The 21750-nt window shown below is 40.8% G+C and carries 20 protein-coding genes; 18 read left to right on the top strand and 2 right to left on the bottom strand.

Annotation, left to right across the window (positions count from 1 at the left end; translation table 11 throughout):
* Nucleotides 1-79: 79 nt before the first annotated feature.
* The 17 genes from HMPREF0851_RS09390 to HMPREF0851_RS09310 all read left to right on the top strand — a co-directional run bounded on the left by HMPREF0851_RS09390 (nt 80) and on the right by HMPREF0851_RS09310 (nt 17140).
* A complete protein-coding gene (locus HMPREF0851_RS09390) occupies nt 80-1450 on the top strand; it encodes an MATE family efflux transporter (protein ID WP_001036257.1) in 1371 nt (456 codons plus the stop codon).
* 96 nt (nt 1451-1546) lie between these two features.
* Nucleotides 1547-2263: a YebC/PmpR family DNA-binding transcriptional regulator gene (locus tag HMPREF0851_RS09385; RefSeq protein WP_000532886.1), complete on the top strand. Its 717-nt coding sequence runs from the start codon at nt 1547-1549 to the stop codon at nt 2261-2263.
* 176 nt (nt 2264-2439) lie between these two features.
* Nucleotides 2440-2910 (top strand): MarR family winged helix-turn-helix transcriptional regulator, encoded by a 471-nt coding sequence (locus HMPREF0851_RS09380; RefSeq protein ID WP_000360531.1) that lies wholly within the window; start codon nt 2440-2442, stop codon nt 2908-2910.
* Nucleotides 2885-4654 carry an ABC transporter ATP-binding protein gene (locus tag HMPREF0851_RS09375; protein WP_000731787.1) on the top strand — a complete coding sequence of 590 codons (1770 nt, stop codon included), beginning with the start codon at nt 2885-2887 and terminating at the stop codon, nt 4652-4654. Before HMPREF0851_RS09380 ends, HMPREF0851_RS09375 begins: the two co-directional genes overlap by 26 nt.
* Nucleotides 4644-6404 (top strand): ABC transporter ATP-binding protein, encoded by a 1761-nt coding sequence (locus HMPREF0851_RS09370; RefSeq protein WP_000428273.1) that lies wholly within the window; start codon nt 4644-4646, stop codon nt 6402-6404. Before HMPREF0851_RS09375 ends, HMPREF0851_RS09370 begins: the two co-directional genes overlap by 11 nt.
* 248 nt (nt 6405-6652) lie before the next feature.
* Nucleotides 6653-7156, top strand: coding sequence for a phosphatase PAP2 family protein (locus HMPREF0851_RS09365; protein WP_000800899.1), 504 nt, complete (start codon nt 6653-6655; stop codon nt 7154-7156).
* Between the two features lie 113 nt (nt 7157-7269).
* Nucleotides 7270-7716 carry a LytTR family DNA-binding domain-containing protein gene (locus HMPREF0851_RS09360; protein ID WP_000776603.1) on the top strand — a complete coding sequence of 149 codons (447 nt, stop codon included), beginning with the start codon at nt 7270-7272 and terminating at the stop codon, nt 7714-7716.
* Nucleotides 7717-7720: 4 nt separating this feature from the next.
* Nucleotides 7721-8395 carry a LiaF transmembrane domain-containing protein gene (locus tag HMPREF0851_RS09355; protein WP_000725717.1) on the top strand — a complete coding sequence of 225 codons (675 nt, stop codon included), beginning with the start codon at nt 7721-7723 and terminating at the stop codon, nt 8393-8395.
* A gap of 104 nt (nt 8396-8499) precedes the next feature.
* Nucleotides 8500-8688 carry a 50S ribosomal protein L28 gene (gene rpmB / locus HMPREF0851_RS09350; RefSeq protein WP_001140948.1) on the top strand — a complete coding sequence of 63 codons (189 nt, stop codon included), beginning with the start codon at nt 8500-8502 and terminating at the stop codon, nt 8686-8688.
* A gap of 155 nt (nt 8689-8843) precedes the next feature.
* Nucleotides 8844-9209, top strand: coding sequence for an Asp23/Gls24 family envelope stress response protein (locus tag HMPREF0851_RS09345; RefSeq protein WP_000216442.1), 366 nt, complete (start codon nt 8844-8846; stop codon nt 9207-9209).
* Between the two features lie 2 nt (nt 9210-9211).
* Nucleotides 9212-10879 carry a DAK2 domain-containing protein gene (locus HMPREF0851_RS09340; protein ID WP_000036655.1) on the top strand — a complete coding sequence of 556 codons (1668 nt, stop codon included), beginning with the start codon at nt 9212-9214 and terminating at the stop codon, nt 10877-10879.
* A gap of 201 nt (nt 10880-11080) precedes the next feature.
* Complete coding sequence (locus HMPREF0851_RS09335; protein WP_000411738.1) at nt 11081-12781, top strand: acetolactate synthase large subunit; 1701 nt, start codon at nt 11081-11083, stop codon at nt 12779-12781.
* A complete protein-coding gene (gene ilvN, locus HMPREF0851_RS09330) occupies nt 12774-13250 on the top strand; it encodes an acetolactate synthase small subunit (RefSeq protein ID WP_001253803.1) in 477 nt (158 codons plus the stop codon). Before HMPREF0851_RS09335 ends, ilvN begins: the two co-directional genes overlap by 8 nt.
* A gap of 66 nt (nt 13251-13316) precedes the next feature.
* Nucleotides 13317-14339, top strand: coding sequence for a ketol-acid reductoisomerase (gene ilvC, locus HMPREF0851_RS09325; RefSeq protein ID WP_000290687.1), 1023 nt, complete (start codon nt 13317-13319; stop codon nt 14337-14339).
* 83 nt (nt 14340-14422) lie between these two features.
* Nucleotides 14423-14779: a hypothetical protein gene (locus HMPREF0851_RS09320; RefSeq protein ID WP_001027897.1), complete on the top strand. Its 357-nt coding sequence runs from the start codon at nt 14423-14425 to the stop codon at nt 14777-14779.
* A 50-nt stretch (nt 14780-14829) separates the two neighbouring features.
* Nucleotides 14830-16080: a threonine ammonia-lyase IlvA gene (gene ilvA, locus HMPREF0851_RS09315; protein WP_000952967.1), complete on the top strand. Its 1251-nt coding sequence runs from the start codon at nt 14830-14832 to the stop codon at nt 16078-16080.
* Between the two features lie 844 nt (nt 16081-16924).
* On the top strand, nt 16925-17140 hold the full coding sequence (locus HMPREF0851_RS09310) for a hypothetical protein (protein WP_001130036.1): 216 nt from the start codon (nt 16925-16927) through the stop codon (nt 17138-17140).
* 241 nt (nt 17141-17381) lie between these two features.
* Here HMPREF0851_RS09310 and HMPREF0851_RS09300 read toward each other — a convergent pair whose 3' ends face one another.
* Both HMPREF0851_RS09300 and HMPREF0851_RS09295 read right to left on the bottom strand, forming a co-directional pair.
* Complete coding sequence (locus HMPREF0851_RS09300; RefSeq protein WP_000189480.1) at nt 17382-18122, bottom strand: amino acid ABC transporter ATP-binding protein; 741 nt, start codon at nt 18120-18122, stop codon at nt 17382-17384.
* Nucleotides 18122-19687, bottom strand: a complete 1566-nt coding sequence (locus HMPREF0851_RS09295) for an ABC transporter substrate-binding protein/permease (RefSeq protein WP_000725636.1) — start codon at nt 19685-19687, stop codon at nt 18122-18124. The genes HMPREF0851_RS09300 and HMPREF0851_RS09295 overlap by 1 nt, the downstream gene beginning before the upstream one ends.
* A 138-nt stretch (nt 19688-19825) precedes the next feature.
* On the opposite strand from HMPREF0851_RS09295, the gene HMPREF0851_RS09290 reads away from it, so the two are divergent.
* Complete coding sequence (locus HMPREF0851_RS09290) at nt 19826-21715, top strand: DUF2207 domain-containing protein (protein ID WP_000750624.1); 1890 nt, start codon at nt 19826-19828, stop codon at nt 21713-21715.
* Nucleotides 21716-21750 lie beyond the last annotated feature (35 nt).

Below are 21750 nucleotides of genomic sequence, written 5' to 3'. Positions count from 1 at the left end.
GATGCCTTATTCTGGTTTTCCGCTCACGCATAGTTTGCTGTTTCTTGTCGCTCCTCTAGAAAGCTGATATAATAGCCTTATGAATAAAAAACGAACAGTGGACCTGATTCATGGCCCGATTCTTCCTTCTCTTTTGAGTTTTGCCTTCCCAATCTTGCTATCAAATATTTTTCAACAGCTCTATAATACTGCTGATGTCTTGATTGTTGGAAGATTTCTTGGTCAAGAATCCTTGGCTGCAGTAGGAGCCACGACAGCGATTTTTGACCTGATTGTAGGTTTTACTCTTGGTGTTGGCAATGGGATGGGGATTGTCATTGCCCGTTATTACGGGGCTCGAAATTTCACTAAAATAAAGGAAGCAGTAGCAGCCACCTGGATTTTAGGTGCACTTTTGAGTATTGTGGTTATGTTGCTGGGCTTTCTTGGTTTGTATCCTCTTTTACAGTACCTAGATACCCCTGCTGAAATCCTCCCCCAGTCCTATCAATATATTTCTATGATTGTGACCTGCGTAGGTGTCAGCTTTGCTTATAATCTTTTTGCAGGTTTGTTGAGATCCATTGGGGACAGTCTGGCTGCGCTTGGTTTTCTGATTTTCTCTGCCTTGGTTAATGTGGTTCTGGATCTCTATTTCATTACGCAATTGCATCTGGGAGTTCAATCCGCGGGACTAGCTACCATTATTTCGCAAGGCTTATCAGCGGTTCTCTGCTTTTATTATATCCGTAAGAGTGTTCCAGAACTTTTGCCTCAACTCAAGCATTTCAAATGGGATAAGGCCTTGTTCGCGGATCTCTTGGAGCAAGGTTTGGCTATGGGTTTGATGAGTTCCATTGTGTCCATCGGCAGTGTGATTTTACAGTCTTCAGTTAATACTTTTGGAGCACTGATTATTAGTGCCCAGACGGCGGCTCGCCGTATTATGGCCTTTGCACTCCTTCCTATGACCGCTATTTCTGCCTCGATGACGACCTTTGCTTCTCAGAATCTAGGAGCTAAGCGCCCAGACCGCATTGTCCAAGGTCTTCGAATCGGCAGTCGTTTAAGTATATCCTGGGCAGTTTTTGTTTGTGTCTTCCTCTTTTTTGCCAGTCCAGCCTTGGTTTCCTTCTTGGCTAGTTCGACGGATAGCTACTTGGTAGAAAATGGAAGTCTCTACCTGCAAATCAGCTCAGCTTTTTATCCTATTTTGAGTCTTTTGCTGATTTATCGCAATTGCTTGCAGGGTTTGGGACAGAAAGTACTTCCTCTGGTTTCTAGCTTTATCGAACTAATCGGCAAAATCGCTTTTGTGGTTTTGATTATTCCTTGGGCTGGCTACAGGGGTGTTATTCTTTGTGAACCCCTTATCTGGGTTGCCATGACCATCCAACTTTATTTCTCACTATTCCGTCACCCCTTGATAAAAGAAGGCAAGGCCATCTTGGCAATAAAAGTGTCATCATAGCTCGATTTGCTGAATAAAATCCATTTCCTCTAGTGAAAATCGAAAAAACTTGTGTTATAATAAGAAAGATTAAAATGTGAAAAAAGGAGATTCCTAATGGGACGTAAATGGGCCAATATCGTAGCCAAGAAAACGGCTAAAGATGGAGCTAACTCTAAAGTATATGCAAAATTTGGTGTAGAAATCTATGTAGCAGCTAAAAAAGGTGATCCAGATCCAGAATCAAACTCAGCTTTGAAATTCGTTATCGACCGTGCTAAACAAGCCCAAGTGCCAAAACACGTTATCGATAAAGCTTTGGACAAGGCTAAAGGAAACACAGACGAAACCTTTACAGAAGGACGTTACGAAGGTTTTGGACCAAATGGTTCTATGCTGATTGTCGATACTTTGACTTCAAATGTCAACCGTACAGCGGCCAATGTCCGTGCTGCCTTTGGTAAAAACGGCGGAAACATGGGTGCTTCTGGTTCAGTTTCATACCTCTTCGATAACAAGGGTGTTATTGTATTTGCTGGTGAAGATGCGGACGTAGTCTTTGAGCAATTGCTCGAAGCGGATGTGGATGTGGATGATGTAGAAGCAGAAGAAGGTACAATCACTGTTTACACAGCGCCAACAGACCTCCACAAGGCTATCGTTGCCCTTCGTGAGTCAGGTATCCAAGAATTCCAAGTGACTGAATTGGAAATGATTCCTCAGTCAGAAGTGGAATTGTCAGGCGATGACCTTGAAACCTTTGAAAAACTTTACAGCGTTCTTGAAGACGACGAAGACGTACAAAAGATTTATACGAATGTAGATGGATTCTAATTTAACCTAGAAAACTAATCCTAAGTGAGAAACTCACTTGGGAGTTTTTTTATCTACAAATTAGTTCTCATGGAAACTTTTTTCTTGACATCTCTTTTCAAAGTGGTAAAATAGTTCTCATGAAAACTTATTTAGTTCCTAGGAGAACTAAATGTGATAGTTAAAAAGGAGTTAGTATGGATAAACCGATGTTAGTCTTTAAGCGTTTTGGTCATCAAATTCACCTGATGGTGCAAAAGGAAGCCAAACGTTGTGGTATTGAATTTATGGGTGGACCTCAAGGTCAGGTTATGCGTTTTTTAGATAATCGTGAGAAAAACCAAGACTTGGTCTTGATTAAAGATATCGAGCAGGAACTCAATATTACCAAGTCTGTTGCTAGTAATTTGGTCAAGCGTATGGTGCAAAATGGTTTGGTGGAATTGGAGGCGAGTCCTAGCGATAAGCGGGCAAAATTTGTTCGTTTGACGGACAAAGCACGTTCTCAGATGCAACAGGTTAAGGCCTTTTTTGAACGAATTGACAAGCAGTTGATGGAAGACATTGATGAAGATGAATTACTGATTTTTGAGAAAGTTCTCAGTCAACTACAGGAAAATATCAAGAGAGTAGGAGGAGAGAATGAAGAAATTAGCCAAAAGAATTAGTAGAAAAGAATGGGGGATGATTTTACTAGCCATTCTCTTTACCTGCTTTTCGGTTTATCTAGAGTTGGAAGTGCCGACCTATATCTCTAAAATCACGGATTTGCTTGGAACTCAGGGAACCGGCTTGGATGAGTTGTGGCAGCCAGCAGGTATGATGGTGGGAATGTCCTTTCTGGCCTTCTTGTCTGCAGTTGCAGTTGGATTTTTTGCATCTCGAGTGGCGGCTTCTTATACTAGTAGGCTGAGAAGTGATATTTTTAACCGAGTTTTGGATTACTCGCAGACAGAGATTAAGAAATTCTCTATTCCTAGCCTCTTGACGCGTACTACCAATGATATTACTCAGGTTCAAATGTTGATTACCATGGGCTTGCAAGTGGTGACGCGTGGTCCGATTATGGCTATCTGGGCTATCGGGAAGATTTTAGGCCATTCAGAATACTGGCTCTGGGCCGTACTTGTGGCAGTGATTGTCAACGTTTTGATGACAACAGTTTTGATGACGCTAGCCTTTCCAAAACAGTCCTTGATTCAGGGGCTGACAGACAAACTGAACAGTATCACTCGTGAGAGTTTAACAGGTATTCGTGTCGTTCGTGCCTACAATGCAGAGGATTACCAAAATGACAAATTTGTAGCAGCAAATGATGAATTGACACGCTTGAATTTGTTTGTCAACCGTCTTATGGCTATTTTGAATCCTATCATGATGGGAATTTCAAGTGGTTTGAGTGTGGCGATTTACTGGATTGGGGCCTATGTAATCAACGATGCTGCTCCGACAGCCCGTCTGCCTCTCTTTAGTGACATGGTTGTTTTCATGTCTTATGCCATGCAGGTTGTCATGGGCTTCCTTCTCATGGGGGCACTCTTCATCGTTCTTCCCCGAACCATGGTCTCTGCTAAGCGGATTAATCAAGTTCTAGATTTGCATTCGTCTATCCAAAATCCTGCTCAAGTGCAGCAGGCTGATGAAAACCTCAAAGGCCAGGTCGAATTTAAGGATGTGACCTTCCGCTATGCGGCAAATTCGGAGGCGGTTATTGAACATGTTAGCTTTAGAGCAGAAGCTGGTCAAACAGTGGCCTTTATTGGTTCAACAGGTTCTGGTAAATCTACTCTGGTTAATCTGATTCCACGTTTCTACGACGTGTCAGACGGAGAAATTCTGGTGGACGGTGTCAATGTTCAAAACTATGCCTTGAATGATTTGCGCAACAAGGTTGGTTATATTCCTCAGAAAGCGGTTCTCTTTTCAGGTGATGTTAAGGGCAATTTAGACTTTGGACAGAGTCAAGAAACACCGCTTAGTGAGCAGGCTATGTGGCAAGCTCTGGAATTAGCCCAGTCTAAGAGCTTTATCGAAGACAAGGAAGCGGGCTTAGAGTCAGAAGTAGCCCAAGGAGGAACCAACTTCTCAGGTGGTCAAAGACAGCGTCTGGCCATTGCGCGTGCCTTAGCGCGGAAACCAGAAATCCTCATCTTTGATGACTCCTTCTCAGCCTTGGATTACAAGACAGACCGTGTCCTACGCCAAGAGCTAGCAGAGAAAACAAAATCTATGACCAAACTTATTGTTGCACAACGTATTTCAACGATTATGGATGCAGATTTGATTTTGGTCTTGGATCAAGGAAAAGTCGTGGGACAAGGCACTCACAAGGAACTTCTAGCTAATAACGAAGTTTACCAAGAAATTGCCTATTCACAACTATCGAAGGAGGAATTGGAACATGGAAAATAAGAAAATGTCTCTTTGGAAACAGAGTAAACCCTATCTTGCAGGCCTCCAGTTTGCCCTTCTAATTGCCTTTCTAGCAACAATCGTATCCAATATCATTACTGTATATGGTCCAACTCGCATCAAGGAAATGACCAATATTATTGCCAGTGGTCTGGAAACAAGTGTGGATGTCGCGGCGGTTGCAGCTATTGGTGGTTTTTTGGCCGTGATTTATGTAATCGGACTTCTATCAAATTATTTACAGGCCTTTCTGTTTACAACAGCCATTCAACGTTTTTCAGAGCGTTTGAGAAGAGCCATTGCAGAGAAAATCAATAGCCTACCATTGGGATATTTTGATGGACGTTCTCAAGGAGATACCTTGTCTCGTGTAACCAATGACGTTGACACTGCAGCCCAGTCCCTCAATCAAAGTCTGGGAACAGTTCTTTCATCTAGTTTATTGGTCTTAGCAGTCTTGGTAACCATGTTTGGGATGAACTGGATTTTAGCCTTGGTGACGGTTGTTTCAACTCTTGTTGGCTTTGCTTTCGTGTCCGTCTTTATGGGCAAATCACAGGGCTTTTTTAAGAGTCAGCAACAGGATTTGGCGGCTGTCAATGGCTATGTGGAGGAAATGTACTCTGGCCATAATGTGGTGACCAGTTATAATGCTATTGAGAGTACCAAAGAAGAATTTGCGACATTAAACCATCGTCTATATGATAGTATCTGGAAATCTCAGTTTATTTCAGGGATTATGATGCCAATTATGATGTTCATTGGGAACTTTAGCTATGCCCTAGTGATTATCGTCGGTGCAGCCTTGGCTCTGAATGGGCAGATTAGTATCGGGATTATCGTTGCCTTTATGGCCTACGTTCGTATCTTTTCTCAGCCCCTTTCCCAAATCGCCCAAGGAATTACCAGTCTTCAGCAAGCTAGTGCAGCCATGGGACGTGTCTTCGAATTTCTAGGTGAAGAGGAAATGGAAGATGAATCCCATAAAGAAAGACAATTGAGCGATATGAAAGGTCAAGTAGTCTTTGATCGAGTTTCCTTTGGTTACACACCAGAGCGAACTATTATTCATGACTTTTCTGCGACCGCTCATTCAGGTCAAAAGGTTGCCATTGTCGGACCTACTGGAGCTGGGAAGACAACCATTGTCAATCTTTTGATGAAGTTTTATGAGATTGATAAGGGAAGTATCCGTATTGATGGTGTCGATACCAAGGAGATGAAGCGTTCGGAAGTGCACGATTCCTTTTCAATGGTCTTGCAGGACACCTGGCTCTTTGAAGGCACTATCCGAGACAATCTTATCTATAACCAAAAGGATATTAGTGATGAGCGCGTGATTGAAGCCAGCAAGGCTGTAGGGATTCACCACTTTATCATGACTCTACCAGATGGTTACGATACTGTCTTGGATGATACAGTAACCTTGTCTGTCGGACAAAAACAACTCTTGACTATCGCTCGTGCTTTGCTGAAAGATGCGCCACTCCTAATCCTAGATGAAGCGACCTCATCCGTTGATACTCGGACGGAGGAATTGATTCAGAAAGCCATGGACCGTTTGATGGAAGGCAGAACTTCCTTTGTCATCGCCCACCGCTTGTCTACTATCCGAAATGCTGACTTGATTCTCGTCATGAAAGATGGCAATATCATCGAGCAAGGCAATCATGAGGAGCTAATGGCGCAAGCTGGTTTCTACGCTGACCTCTACAACAGTCAGTTCACAGAAGATGAGGCAGAAGAATAAACCCAAAGAAGGCTTGACGGTCTTCTTTTTCTGCACTATACTAGAAGACAAGTGCTTGCCTTTAAGCAATACTCTTCGAAAATCTCTTCAAACCGCGTCGGCTTCGCCTTGCCGTAGGTATATGTTACTGACTCCGTCAGTCTTATTTACAACCTCAAAGCAGTGCTTTGAGCAGTCTGTGGCTAGCTTCCTAGTTTGCTCTTTGATTTTCATTGAGTATAAAATTTGAATAAGTGATGAGAAAATATATGAAAAATTATCAAGAATGGTATGACCACATTGCTGCTATTGCTAAAAATAAGCCCTTTCTTCTGAGATTGTTAAGAACTTTCAATCGGTTCATGACAGTAGTTATGCCTATGATTTATCTAACCTTGTTAGCAACTACCTATCTCCAAGAAGGACTTGGGAAACAGGTCGGAATCTATGTGTTTATCCCTGCGTCAGGTTTTGTGATTTTATCCCTTCTTCGTAAGAAAATCAATGCCCCTAGGCCTTATGAGGAATGGGATATTAAACCCTTGCTTGACAGAGATAGTCCTGGTCAGTCTATGCCCAGTCGTCATGTCTTTTCAGCAACCATTATCTCCATGGCTTGCTTGCATGCTAGTCTAACTATGGGGATGATTTGTTTGATCTTATCAGCCCTCCTCGGTCTAGTGAGAGTCTTAGGTGGAGTGCATTTTCCCAAGGATGTAGTGGTTGGTTATATTTGTGGTCTTGTGTGGGGTGTGATTTTCTTTCTATTTTGACCTGCAAGTTAAGGTGGTCCTACAACCACTTACGGGGTTAAAGTAACCACTTGCTTTTTTGCTCTTGTTTTCTTATTTTGGCTTTGATATAGTAGAGTCAGAAAGGAGATGGAATGAAGTTACGAATCGAAATTGACAGCAATTTAGAGGAAACTGAAATTGTCATCAAGGCAGCGGCTTTGACAGATGAGATTGCGGATTTACAGCGGCTCTTGCAAGAGTCCAAGTCTCCTAGGCTGATTTTTTACAAGGGGACGGGTGAGTATTATCTGGACTTGTTGGAAATCCTCTTCTTTGAAACAGAGGGGAACAAGATTTATGCCCATACCCAGAAAGATGCCTACGAAGTTCGGCTCAAACTCTATGAGTTAGAGTCTATCCTTCCTCGTTATTTTAGTCGGGTATCCAAGTCAACGATTGCTAATATTCGGCAAGTTTATTCGGTGGACAAATCCTTTTCAGGAACGGGCACCATTTCCTTTTATCAAACCCACAAGGAGGTTCATGTCTCACGGCATTACCAATCCCTCCTAAAAGAAAATCTAAGAAACATGAGGTAAGAACATGAAAAAGAAAGCATTTGGTATTGTGTTGCTGGTTTTAGCAGCTTTGATATTATTACAAGGAAATTTTGGAATCCCTTCTCTGGGAGGGCAAATTTGGCCCTTGATTGGTATTGCATTTTTTACATATCAATCAGTCGGAGCTTTGTTGCGTCGCCACTTAACTTCAGCCTCTTTTACAGCTTTAGTAGCCTTAATGATTGCTAACTACTTTTATGATATTTTACCGATTCCAAATCAGTCACTATTCTGGGCTAGTATTTTAATCGTACTGGGTGTCAACGCACTTACTCATTCTAACAGAACTTGGAATGGGAAAAAATGGTGGTATGATGGTAAAAAGACCATTCTGACAGATAAGGAGGTCGCTTTTGGGACTGGGACTTTCTACAAGCAAAATCAAGAATTGGTAGACGACCAAGTAGAAGTTGGTTTTGGAAATGCCAAGATATATTATGACAATGCAGAGATTTTAGGAGATACTGCAACCCTGAAAGTAGAAGTTGGTTTTGGTAATGCAGTTATCTATGTTCCTCAACATTGGCGAGTGGATTTGAAGGTGGAAACTTTCTGTGGTGTAGCTAAGGCAGATACTTCTCTAGCTCCAACCAGTAAAACCTTGATTATCCGTGGAGATGTGGCTTTTGGAAAGTTGGGGATTGTCTACGTTAAATAAAAAATCTTCCAATTCCCTTGCAAAAATGAAGAAAGTGTGATAACATAGTACGGTATGTGGTGCTAGCACATCCGCTATATTAGATTTAATAGGAGGAAAACACAATGGCTAAAGTATGTTACTTTACAGGTCGTAAGACTGTATCAGGAAACAACCGTTCACACGCGATGAACCAAACAAAACGTGCCGTAAAACCAAACCTTCAAAAAGTTACTGTTCTTATCGATGGTAAACCTAAAAAAGTTTGGGCTTCAGCTCGTGCTTTGAAATCAGGTAAAGTTGAACGCGTTTAATAATAAAAGTAAGGAGACCTTAGGGTCTTTTTTCTTTTGTTGTGGGTATAAAATCATTTGAAAAACGGAGTAAATATCCGCTGATACAGTATTCTGCTTTTACACTTGGGCTGAAATATGATAAAATAGAGTATCAACTAGTTGAGGTAAAAAGGATGACTGTAAAAATTAATACAAAAGATGGTCAAATCGAACTAACAGATGAAGTGATTGCAACCGTCGTAGGTGGTGCAACAACTGAGATTTTTGGTGTGGTCGGTATGGCTAGTAAAAATGCCCTCAAAGATAATTTCCAAGCCCTGCTAGGTAAGGAAAATTATTCTAAAGGTGTTGTCGTAAAGGCAGCCGAAGATGGCAGTATTGCAGTTGATGTATATACCGTGTTGAGCTACGGAACAAAGATTAGCGAAGTGTCAAAAAACATTCAAGAGCGTGTTCGTTTTAGCTTGGAAAACCAGCTTGGAATTACTGCTCAGACTGTAAATGTCTACATTCAAAATATCAAAGTTGTAGGAGAATAACCGTGTCAAAAATTACTACTAGCTTATTTCAAGAAATGGTGCAGGCTGCGTCAACTCGCTTGAATAAGCAAGCTGAATATGTCAATTCATTAAACGTCTTTCCAGTTCCAGATGGAGATACTGGAACAAACATGGGAATGACCATTGAAAATGGTGCTAAAGAAGTTGCAGATAAGCCAGCTTCTACAGTTGGAGAGGTAGCGAGCATTCTTGCCAAAGGTCTTTTGATGGGTGCGCGTGGAAACTCAGGAGTTATTACGTCTCAGCTTTTCCGTGGATTTTCACAAGCCATCAAGGATAAAGATGAGTTAACAGGTCAAGACTTGGCCCTCGCCTTCCAATCAGGTGTGGAAGTTGCCTATAAGGCAGTGATGAAACCAGTTGAAGGAACGATTTTGACAGTTTCTCGTGGGGCAGCTATTGGTGCTAAGAAAAAGGCTGAGCAAACAGATGACGCTGTTGAAGTCATGCGCGCAGCCTTGGAAGGTGCTAAAACAGCTCTAGCTAAAACGCCAGACATGCTTCCAGTATTGAAAGAAGTTGGCGTTGTGGACTCAGGTGGTCAAGGACTGGTCTTCATCTACGAAGGTTTCCTTTCAGCCCTTACTGGCGAATATATTGCATCTGAGGACTTTGTAGCCACTCCTGCTAATATGAGTGAAATGATCAATGCGGAGCACCACAAGTCTGTGGCTGGTCATGTGGCGACTGAGGACATTACATTTGGTTACTGTACTGAAATCATGGTAGCTCTTAAGCAAGGTCCAACCTATGCCAAAGATTTTGACTACGACGAATTCCGTAACTACTTGAATGAACTTGGGGATTCTCTCCTTGTTGTCAATGATGATGAAATTGTCAAAGTTCATGTCCATACAGAAGATCCAGGACTTGTTATGCAAGAAGGTCTTAAATATGGTAGCTTGGTCAAGGTAAAAGTTGACAATATGCGGAACCAACACGAAGCTCAAGTTGAGAAAGAAGCTGCTCAAGTTAGCAAACCAGCTGAAGAGAAAGAGTATGCCTTGATTGCTGTCGTTGCTGGTAAAGGTCTAGCAGATATCTTCCGTTCTCAAGGCGTGGACTATGTTATCGAAGGCGGTCAAACTATGAACCCTTCAACAGAAGACTTTATCAAGGCTGTTGAACAGGTCAATGCTCGTAACATCATCTTCCTGCCAAACAACAAGAATATCTTCATGGCAGCTCAATCTGCAGCAGAAGTTTTGGAGCAACCAGCAGTAGTGGTGGAGGCTCGCACTCTTCCTCAAGGATTGACAAGTCTTCTTGCCTTTGATCCAAGCAAGTCCATCGAAGAAAACCAAGAACGTATGACTGCAGCCCTCAGCGATGTCGTTAGTGGTAGCGTCACAACAGCCGTTCGTGATACAACCATTGATGGCTTAGAAATCCATGAAAACGATAATCTTGGTATGGTGGATGGGAAAATCCTCGTGTCAAACCCTGATATGCACCAAACCTTGACTGAAACATTGAAACATATGTTGGATGAAGACAGTGAAATCGTAACCTTCTATGTCGGTGAAGACGGAAGCGAAGAACTTGCCAATGAAATTGCCCAAGAAATCGCAGAAGAATTCGAAGACGTTGAAGTCGAGATTCACCAAGGTCAACAACCAGTTTACCCATACCTATTTAGTGTGGAATAAGATTAATGAAGAACTGAGAAATCAGTTCTTTTTTCTTTGTTTAGTAAATGAAATCGGTATCTTTTAAATAAAAACAAAAATAATATTCATAAAAAAACGTTAAAATAGAAAATTCAGAAAATTTCTTCTTTTCTCTTGAAAAATCTTGAAAAAATGGTATGATAGTAACAAGTTATTTTTAAGAGAAGAGAAAGGGGAACAATGGAGAAAATCAGTTTAGAATCTCCTAAGACGGGGTCGGACCTAGTTTTGGAAACACTTCGTGATTTAGGAATTGATACCATCTTTGGTTATCCTGGTGGTGCTGTCTTGCCTTTTTATGATGCGATATATAATTTTAAAGGCATTCGTCATATTCTAGGACGCCATGAGCAAGGTTGTCTGCATGAAGCTGAAGGTTATGCCAAATCAACTGGAAAGTTGGGTGTTGCCGTCGTCACTAGCGGACCAGGAGCAACAAATGCCATTACAGGGATTGCAGATGCCATGAGCGATAGCGTTCCCCTTTTGGTCTTTACAGGTCAGGTGGCGCGAGCAGGGATTGGGAAGGATGCCTTTCAGGAGGCAGACATCGTGGGAATTACCATGCCAATCACTAAGTACAATTACCAAGTTCGTGAGACAGCTGATATTCCTCGTATCATTACGGAAGCTGTCCATATCGCAACTACAGGTCGCCCAGGGCCAGTCGTCATTGACCTACCTAAAGACGTATCTGCTTTGGAAACAGACTTCATCTATTCACCAGAAGTGAACCTACCAAGTTATCAGCCGACTCTTGAGCCAAATGATATGCAAATCAAGAAAATCTTGAAGCAATTATCCAAGGCTAAAAAACCAGTCTTGCTAGCCGGTGGTGGAATTAGCTATGCTGAAGCAGCTACAGAATTAAATGAATTTGCAGAACGCTATCAAATTCCAGTGGTAACCAGTCTTTTGGGACAAGGAACGATTGCAACGAGTCATCCACTCTTCCTTGGAATGGGAGGCATGCACGGGTCATTCGCAGCTAATATTGCTATGACAGAAGCTGACTTTATGATTAGTATTGGTTGTCGCTTTGATGACCGTTTGACAGGAAATCCAAAGACTTTTGCTAAGAATGCTAAGGTTGCCCACATTGATATTGATCCAGCTGAGATTGGTAAGATTATCAGTGCAGATATTCCTGTAGTTGGAGATGCTAAGAAGGCCTTGCAAATGTTGTTGGCGGAACCAACAGTTCATAACAATACTGAGAAATGGATTGAGAAAGTTACTAAAGACAAGAACCGTGTTCGTTCTTATGATAAGAAAGAACGTGTGGTTCAACCTCAGGCTGTTATTGAACGAATTGGTGAATTGACGAACGGAGATGCCATTGTAGTAACAGACGTTGGTCAACACCAAATGTGGACAGCCCAGTATTATCCCTACCAAAATGAACGTCAGTTAGTGACTTCAGGTGGTTTAGGAACCATGGGATTTGGAATTCCAGCAGCAATTGGAGCTAAAATTGCTAATCCAGATAAGGAAGTAGTCTTGTTTGTTGGGGATGGTGGTTTCCAAATGACTAACCAGGAATTGGCTATTTTGAACATTTACAAGGTGCCAATCAAGGTGGTTATGTTGAACAACCACTCACTTGGAATGGTTCGCCAGTGGCAGGAATCCTTCTATGAAGGTAGAACATCAGAGTCGGTCTTCGACACTCTTCCTGATTTCCAATTGATGGCGCAAGCTTATGGTATTAAAAACTATAAGTTTGACAATCCTGAGACCTTGGCTCAAGACCTTGAAGTCATCACTGAGAATGTTCCTATGCTAATCGAGGTAGATATTTCTCGTAAGGAACAGGTGTTACCAATGGTACCAGCTGGTAAGAGTAATCATGAGATGTTGGGGGTGAAGTTCCATGCGTAGAATGTTAACAGCAAAACTACAAAATCGTTCAGGAGTCCTCAATCGCTTTACAGGTGTCCTATCTCGTCGTCAGGTTAATATCGAAAGCATCTCTGTTGGAGCAACAGAAGATCCGAATGTATCGCGTATCACCATTATTATTGATGTTGCTTCACATGATGAGGTGGAGCAAATTATCAAACAGCTCAATCGTCAGATTGATGTGATTCGCATTCGTGATATTACAGACAAGCCTCATTTGGAGCGCGAGGTGATTTTGGTTAAGATGTCAGCGCCAGCTGAGAAGCGAGCTGAGATTCTAGCGATTATTCAACCTTTCCGTGCAACAGTGGTAGACGTAGCACCAAGCTCGATTACCATTCAGATGACGGGAAATGCAGAAAAGAGCGAAGCTTTATTGCGAGTCATTCGACCATACGGTATTCGTAATATTGCTCGAACGGGAGCAACTGGATTTACCCGCGATTAAAAATCGACTTAAATTTGTTAAACCAGCCTAAAAGGCAAAAAATAATAGAAAAGAGAGAAAAAAACTATGGCAGTTCAAATGGAATACGAAAAAGATGTTAAAGTAGCAGCACTTGACGGTAAAAAAATCGCTGTTATCGGTTATGGTTCGCAAGGACATGCGCATGCACAAAACTTGCGTGATTCAGGCCGTGATGTTATCATCGGTGTACGTCCAGGTAAATCTTTTGACAAAGCAAAAGAAGATGGATTTGATACTTACACAGTAGCAGAAGCAACTAAATTAGCTGACGTTATCATGATTTTGGCACCAGACGAAATCCAACAAGAATTGTACGAAGAAGAAATCGCTCCAAACTTGGAAGCTGGAAACGCAGTTGGATTTGCTCACGGTTTCAACATCCACTTTGAATTTATCAAAGTACCTGCGGATGTAGATGTCTTCATGTGTGCTCCTAAAGGACCAGGACACTTGGTACGTCGTACTTACGAAGAAGGATTTGGTGTTCCAGCTCTTTACGCAGTATACCAAGATGCAACAGGAAATGCGAAAAACATTGCTATGGACTGGTGTAAAGGTGTTGGAGCAGCCCGTGTAGGTCTTCTTGAAACAACTTACAAAGAAGAAACTGAAGAAGATTTGTTTGGTGAACAAGCTGTACTTTGTGGTGGTTTGACTGCCCTTATCGAAGCAGGTTTCGAAGTCTTGACAGAAGCAGGTTACGCTCCAGAATTGGCTTACTTTGAAGTTCTTCACGAAATGAAATTGATCGTTGACTTGATCTACGAAGGTGGATTCAAGAAAATGCGTCAATCTATTTCAAACACTGCTGAATACGGTGACTATGTATCAGGTCCACGTGTAATCACTGAACAAGTTAAAGAAAATATGAAGGCTGTCTTGGCAGACATCCAAAATGGTAAATTTGCAAATGACTTTGTAAATGACTATAAAGCTGGACGTCCAAAATTGACTGCTTACCGTGAACAAGCAGCTAACCTTGAAATTGAAAAAGTTGGTGCAGAATTGCGTAAAGCAATGCCATTCGTTGGTAAAAACGACGACGATGCATTTAAAATCTATAACTAATTAGAAAGCAAAGAATTTTGCTAAAATAGTAGCTTCAGCTATTCGTGGGATATTAGATATACTTATTTAGGGGTTGAAATCATATGAATATTACCAATTTGTTTTCTATCAAGACAGGATGTGATGAAACGGATAGGCAACTGCAAAAATTATTTTTTCAGTTGGATTTACAATTGGGAGAATTGACAGATCAACTAAGAAAATTAGATTCTAATTTTGTTCCTCGTAGTCAATTTGTAGACACGTTGGATTTGAATGATGTAGAATATAAAGAAATTTTAAACTATTTTATCTTCCATCGTAATGATAGTGAAGAAAGTTTGGCAGAATGGTTATATGATTGGATTTCTACAAATCGTTATGAACTTCCTAAAGAGTTTTCAATTCGTATGGCTCATAAATACCATGAAAGTGTTGCTGAAGTTTTTGGAGATGAATAACTAAAAAAACAGTCATTAGTGACTGTTTTTTATAGAAAAAGAGGTTTTATATGTTAAGTTCAAAAGATATCATCAAGGCTCACAAGGTCTTGAATGGTGTGGTTGTGAATACCCCACTGGATTATGACCATTATTTATCGGAGAAGTATGGTGCTAAGATTTATTTGAAAAAGGAAAATGCCCAACGTGTTCGTTCTTTTAAAATTCGTGGTGCTTATTATGCCATTTCCCAGCTCAGCAAGGAAGAACGTGAGCGTGGGGTAGTCTGCGCTTCTGCGGGGAATCATGCGCAGGGAGTTGCCTATACTTGTAATGAAATGAAAATCCCAGCAACTATCTTTATGCCAATTACTACTCCGCAACAAAAGATTGGTCAAGTTCGCTTTTTTGGTGGGGACTTCGTAACTATTAAACTAGTTGGAGATACCTTTGATGCCTCAGCTAAAGCAGCTCAAGAATTTACACTCTCTGAAAACCGTACCTTTATTGATCCCTTTGATGATGCCCATGTCCAAGCAGGTCAAGGGACAGTTGCTTATGAGATTTTAGAAGAAGCTCGAAAAGAATCGATTGATTTTGATGCTGTCTTGGTCCCTGTTGGAGGCGGAGGTCTGATTGCTGGAGTTTCGACTTATATCAAGGAAACAAGTCCAGAGATTGAAGTCATTGGGGTAGAGGCTAATGGAGCACGTTCTATGAAGGCTGCCTTTGACGCTGGTGGGCCTGTCAAACTCAAAGAAATTGACAAATTTGCGGATGGGATTGCTGTGCAAAAGGTAGGTCAGTTGACCTATGAAGCAACTCGCCAACATGTTCAAACCTTAGTAGGTGTCGATGAGGGATTGATTTCTGAAACCTTGATTGACCTCTACTCTAAGCAAGGGATTGTCGCAGAACCTGCTGGAGCGGCTAGTATCGCCTCTTTAGAGGTTTTAGCTGAATATATCAAGGGGAAGACCATTTGTTGTATCATTTCTGGAGGAAATAATGATATCAACCGTATGCCAGAAATGGAAGAGCGTGCCTTGATTTATGATGGGATCAAGCATTACTTTGTGGTCAATTTTCCACAGCGTCCAGGAGCTTTGCGTGAATTTGTAAATGATATCCTGGGGCCAAATGATGATATCACACGTTTTGAGTATATCAAACGAGCTAGCAAGGGGACAGGACCAGTATTGATTGGGATTGCCTTGGCAGATAAGCATGATTATGCAGGTCTAATTCGTCGCATGGAAGGGTTTGATCCATCTTATATTAACTTGAATGGTAATGAAACGCTCTATAATATGCTTGTCTGAGGACTAATAAAAAAATATCATATTATTTGCACAACTGATGTATAGGTGCTATAATGAGGGTAAAGAAAGGGGGCGATTCCTATGAACTTAGGAAAACTATCCTACTATTTCTACTACAACTTATTATAGTACCTATTATTTTTGTTTCCGTTTATAATAATAAAAAAGAATTACTTGCTATATATAAGGCTACTATTTAGAATACGATGTTTTATATATAACTAATTTAAAAATTGTCTAAATATAATGGCAAATAGAGAAAATAATCAGTATTTATGAGACAACTTTGATGATTTAATTGATAAAATTAATCTGATACTTGTAAAATGATAATAGTAGAAAAAGTTTGTGACATTAGGAAGTCATATTCTAGATGCTGACTATGAAGTGGTGTTTGAAAAGAATATGTAAAATCTGATGAAACAAGTCCATTGTACCAGTTGAAAAAGAAAATAAGATTTAAATAATGACAGGAAGGGACCTCAGACAAAGAGAAAGGAAAGAGATAGTTAAGAGGTAATCAGAGGAAAATATGATCTTTGATAGCTTTAATAATTTTAAAGGAATGTATAGAATTACTTGAATATGACTCCTGTCTATCCTATTGAGTAGCTGGTATGTAGTTTATATGAATATTTTTACACGTTTGAAGTTTAATAATGCAATTATTTTTTAGGTGGTTACTAATGGTTTATAGTAAGTAAAAACCTATATATTATAAGCTTTAAAAAAGAAGTAAGAAAAATAAAAATCTTTTATTTTATTGAATATATGTTTTTTTATTGACAAAAGACATAAAAACGTATAGAATAATATATCGTAAAGAAGAAAATAGGAGAAGGACATGGCTAAGTCAAACTTTGAAAAAGTAGAATCAGTTGTTGGCTGGGTTCGTGATAAGAAAATCACAGGCTACCGTATCTCTAAGGAAACGAATGCGCGTGAAATGTCTATCATTGCTCTAGCGCAGGGTCGTGCAAAAGTAAAAAATATTTCATTTGAAACAGCTCTAGGTTTAATTGATTTCTATGAAAAAAATCATGAAAAATTTGAAGATTAATCTTTGGATAACGGCGGATTCTTGAATTGGGTCTGCCTTTTCATTTTGATACTCAATGAAAATCAAAGAGCAAACTAGGAAGCTAGCCGCAGGTTGCTCAAAACACTGTTTTGAGGTTGTAGATAAGACTGACGAAGTCAGTCACATATATACGACAAGGCGAAGCTGACGTGGTTTGAAGAGATTTTCGAAGAGTATGAGGACAGCAAAAAGACTGCATAATTACTGCAGCCTTTTCTTTTTAGTTGAGATAACGTTGAAGAAACTCTTTTGTTCGGTCTTCTTTAGGATTGGTGAAGAGGTCTTCTGGTTTACCTTCTTCAGCAATCACACCCTTATCCATAAAGATAACACGGTGAGAGACATCACGAGCGAATTCCATCTCGTGAGTCACTACAATCATAGTCAAGCCTTCTTGAGCCAGTTCCTGCATGATTTTAAGAACTTCTCCAACCATTTCTGGATCGAGAGCTGATGTTGGTTCATCAAAGAGAATAGCGTCAGGATTCATGGAGAGGGCGCGTGCAATGGCGACACGTTGTTTTTGACCACCTGAGAGTTGCTTTGGTTTGGCTTGCCAGTAGCGTTCTCCCATGCCGACCTTTTCCAGGTTTTCTTTGGCAATCTTTTCAGCTTCTGTACGTTCACGTTTAAGGACAGTTGTCTGAGCGACGATTGTGTTTTCAAGCACGTTGAGATTTTCAAAGAGGTTAAAGGATTGGAACACCATTCCCAACTTTTCACGGTATTGCGTGAGGTCATAGCCTTTTTCGAGGACGTTTTGTCCATGATAAAGGATTTGTCCATCAGTTGGCGTTTCAAGTAGGTTAATGGAGCGTAGGAAGGTTGATTTTCCACTTCCAGAGCTTCCGATGATTGAGATAACCTCTCCCTTGTGGACAGTCAGAGAAATGTCTTTTAGCACTTCGTTTTGTCCATAGGATTTTTTGAGGTGTTTAATTTCAAGGATTGCTTGTGTCATTATTTCAAATCCTCCGTTTGCATTTGGTTAGCACCTGTAGTATAGGTATCCATGTCCATGCGGCGTTCGATGAAGCGTAGGATACGTGTTACGGTGAAGGTGAGGACAAAGTAAATCACGGCGATGATTGTAAATGTCTGGAAGTATTGATAGGTTTGTGTTGCCACGGTATTTCCTGAGAAATAAAGTTCGACAACAGAGATAACGTTCAATACAGATGTATCTTTGATATTGATGACAAATTCATTACCAGTTGCGGGTAGGATGTTACGGACTACCTGAGGTAGCACAATCTTACGCATGGTTTGGTTATGAGTCATACCAAGAGCAGTAGCGGCTTCAAATTGTCCCTTGTCAACTGCTAGGATACCACCACGGACGATTTCAGTCATGTAGGCACCGGTGTTAATCGAAACGATGAAGATAGCAGCCAGTGTACGGTCAAGGTTGATACCGAAAGCTTGGGCAGTTCCATAGTAGATAACCATCGATTGAACGATCATTGGTGTACCACGGAAAATTTCAATGTAGACATTGAGAATCCAGCCGACTAGTTTTTGTAAGCCATAAATAGCTTTATTTTCAGAGAGAGGAGCAGTACGGAAGACACCAATGGCAAGACCAATAATGAGACCTGTGATGGTTCCGATGATAGAAATCAAAAGAGTGATACCAGCACCACGCAAGAGTTGTTGCCAGTTCTCAGAAAGAATTTTAGCGACTTGGCTAAAGAAACTACTGCTAGTCTCTTCAGTTGTTGTAGCTTCGGCAGGCTGTTCCTTGATCATACGATCCATCAAGGCAACTTGGTCGTCTTTTGAAATGGTTTCAATGCTGGCATTGATTTGGCTAATACGATTGTCATCTTTACGAAGTCCAATGGCGATAGCTGTATCTTCTTCTCCAGTTTTAAAACCTGGTTCTACTTGGACCATCTTAAACTTAGAGTTGGCAGCTTCGGCAGTCAGTGCTTCAGGGCGTTCAGAAACATAGGCATCGATGACACCGGCCTCAAGTGCTTGGCGCATTTGAGCGAAGTCTCCCATAGCTGTTTCTTTTTTAGCTCCTGGGATTTGTGCAATCAAATCGTAAAGGTAAACACCTTGTTGAGAAGTGATTTTCGCACCATTAAAGTCATCCAAAGATTTAGCATTTGCGTAGGCAGAATCTTTTTTGACTAGTAGAACTGGTTCGCTAGTATAGTAACTGCTTGAAAAGGCAATCTCTTGTTTGCGTTCGGCAGTAGGACTCATACCTGCGATAATCATGTCAATCTTACCAGAAGTAAGGGCAGGGACTAGACCTTCCCACTTGGTTTTAACAACCAAAGGCTCTTTACCTAAGTCCTTAGCGATTTTCTTGGCGATTTGAACATCGTATCCATTGGCATACTGGTTGGTTCCATCGATTTTGACAGCTCCATTGCTATCATCGTCCTGAGTCCAGTTAAAGGGGGCATATGCTGCTTCCATACCGATGCGTAAATATTCATCGGCTTGAGCAACATTGACAAGTCCCAGAATCAGTAAGAGACTTGTGAAAATAGATAAGTATATTTTTTTCATGATTTCTCCTATTTCTAATCTATTAAAAAATAACTGTCTCCTATTTTATCGAAAAAAACTCTATTTTTCAATATAGGTAAGCCCTTACTTATGAAAAAATGATATAATGATAACAAAGATAAAAAGGGGGCTTAGTTGATGAAAAAAACTTTTTTCTTACTAGTGTTAGGCTTGTTTTGCCTTCTGCCATTCTCTGTTTTTGCCATTGATTTCAAGATAAACTCTTATCAAGGGGATTTGTATATTCATGCAGACAATACAGCAGAATTTAGACAGAAGATAGTTTACCAGTTTGAGGAGGACTTTAAGGGCCAAATCGTGGGACTTGGACGTGCTGGCAAGATGCCTAGCGGATTTGACATTGATCCTCATCCAAAGGTTCAGGCCGCGAAAAATGGTGCTGAACTGACAGATGTTACTAGCGAAGTGGCAGAAGAAGCAAATGGTTATACTGTGAAAGTCTACAATTCAGGTCAGGGGGGCGACATAGTTGAAGTTGACCTCACATGGAATTTAAAAAATTTGCTTTTTCTATATGATGACATCGCTGAATTAAATTGGCAACCTTTAACAGATAGTTCAGGGGCTATTGGAAAGTTTGAATTTCATGTAAGGGGCGACAAGGGAGCTGAAAAACTCTTTTTCCATACAGGGAAACTTTTTAGAGAGGGAACGATTGAAAAGAGTAGCCTTGATTATACTATTCGTTTAGACAATCTTCCGGCTAAGCGTGGAGTTGAATTGCATGCCTACTGGCCTCGGACCGATTTTGCTAGCGCTAGGGATCAGGGCTTGAAAGGGAATCGTTTAGAAGAGTTTAATAAGATAGAAGACTCGATTGTTAGAGAAAAAGAGCAGAGTAAACAACTCGTTACGAGGGTGTTTCCTTCGATACTTTCTATCTCCTTGTTATTGAGTATTTGCTTCTATTTCATTTATAGAAGAAAGACCACTCCTTCAGTCAAATATGCCAAAAATCATCGTCTCTACGAACCACCAATGGAATTAGAACCTATGGTTTTATCAGAGGCTGTCTACTCGACCTCTTTGGAGGAAGTGAGTCCTCTAACAAAAGGAGCAGGAAAATTCACCTTTGACCAACTTATTCAAGCTACCTTGTTAGATGTGATTGACCGTGGAAATGTTTCTATTATTTCAGAAGGAGATGCAGTTGGGTTAAGACTGGTAAAAGAAGATGGTTTGTCAAGTTTTGAGAGAGACTGTCTAAATCTTGCCTTTTCAGGCAAAAAAGAAGCCCCTCTTTCCAATTTGTTTGCGGATTACAAGGTATCTGACAGCCTTTATCGCGGAGCTAAAGCTGCTGATGAAAAACGGATTCAAGCAAAGGGGCGTCAGCTCAAATCGTCTTTCGAAGAAGTATTGAAACAGATGCAAGAAGGAGTGAGAAATCGAGTTTCCTTCTGGGGTCTCCCAGATTACTATCGTCCTTTAACTGGCTTGGAAAATGTCTTGCAAGTGGGGATGGGACTCTCTACGATTCTACCTCTATTTATTGGATTTGGTTTGTTCTTGTATAGTTTGGATGTTCATGCTTATTTTTACCTCCTCTTGCCAATACTTGGTTTTCTAGGTTTGGCTTTGGCTGTTTTCTATTATTGGAAGCTTCGATTAGATAATCGTGATGGTGTCCTAAATGAAGCAGGAGCAGAAGTCTACTATCTCTGGACCAGTTTTGAAAATATGTTGCGGGAGATTGCACGATTGGATCAGGCTGAGCTGGAAAGTATTGTGGTCTGGAATCGCCTCTTGGTCTATGCGACCTTATTTGGCTATGCGGATAAGGTCAGTCATTTGATGAAGGTGCATCATATCCAAGTAGAAAATCCAGATATCAATCTTTATGTATATTATGGTTGGCATGGCATGTTTTATCATTCAAGCGCGCAAATGAGCCATTATGCCAGTGTCGCAAATACAGCAAGTACCTACTCCGTATCTTCTGGAAGTGGAAGTTCTGGGGGTGGCTTCTCTGGCGGCGGCGGTGGTGGCAGTATCGGTGCCTTTTAAAGAGAGCTATCACAGGCTGAAAAAATATGCTATAA

This window comes from Streptococcus sp. M334, from assembly GCF_000187745.1.
In the GTDB taxonomy this organism is placed as follows: domain Bacteria; phylum Bacillota; class Bacilli; order Lactobacillales; family Streptococcaceae; genus Streptococcus.
The sequence above is the reverse complement of the archived record's forward strand: the minus strand, read 5'-3'. Positions and strand labels throughout refer to the sequence as shown.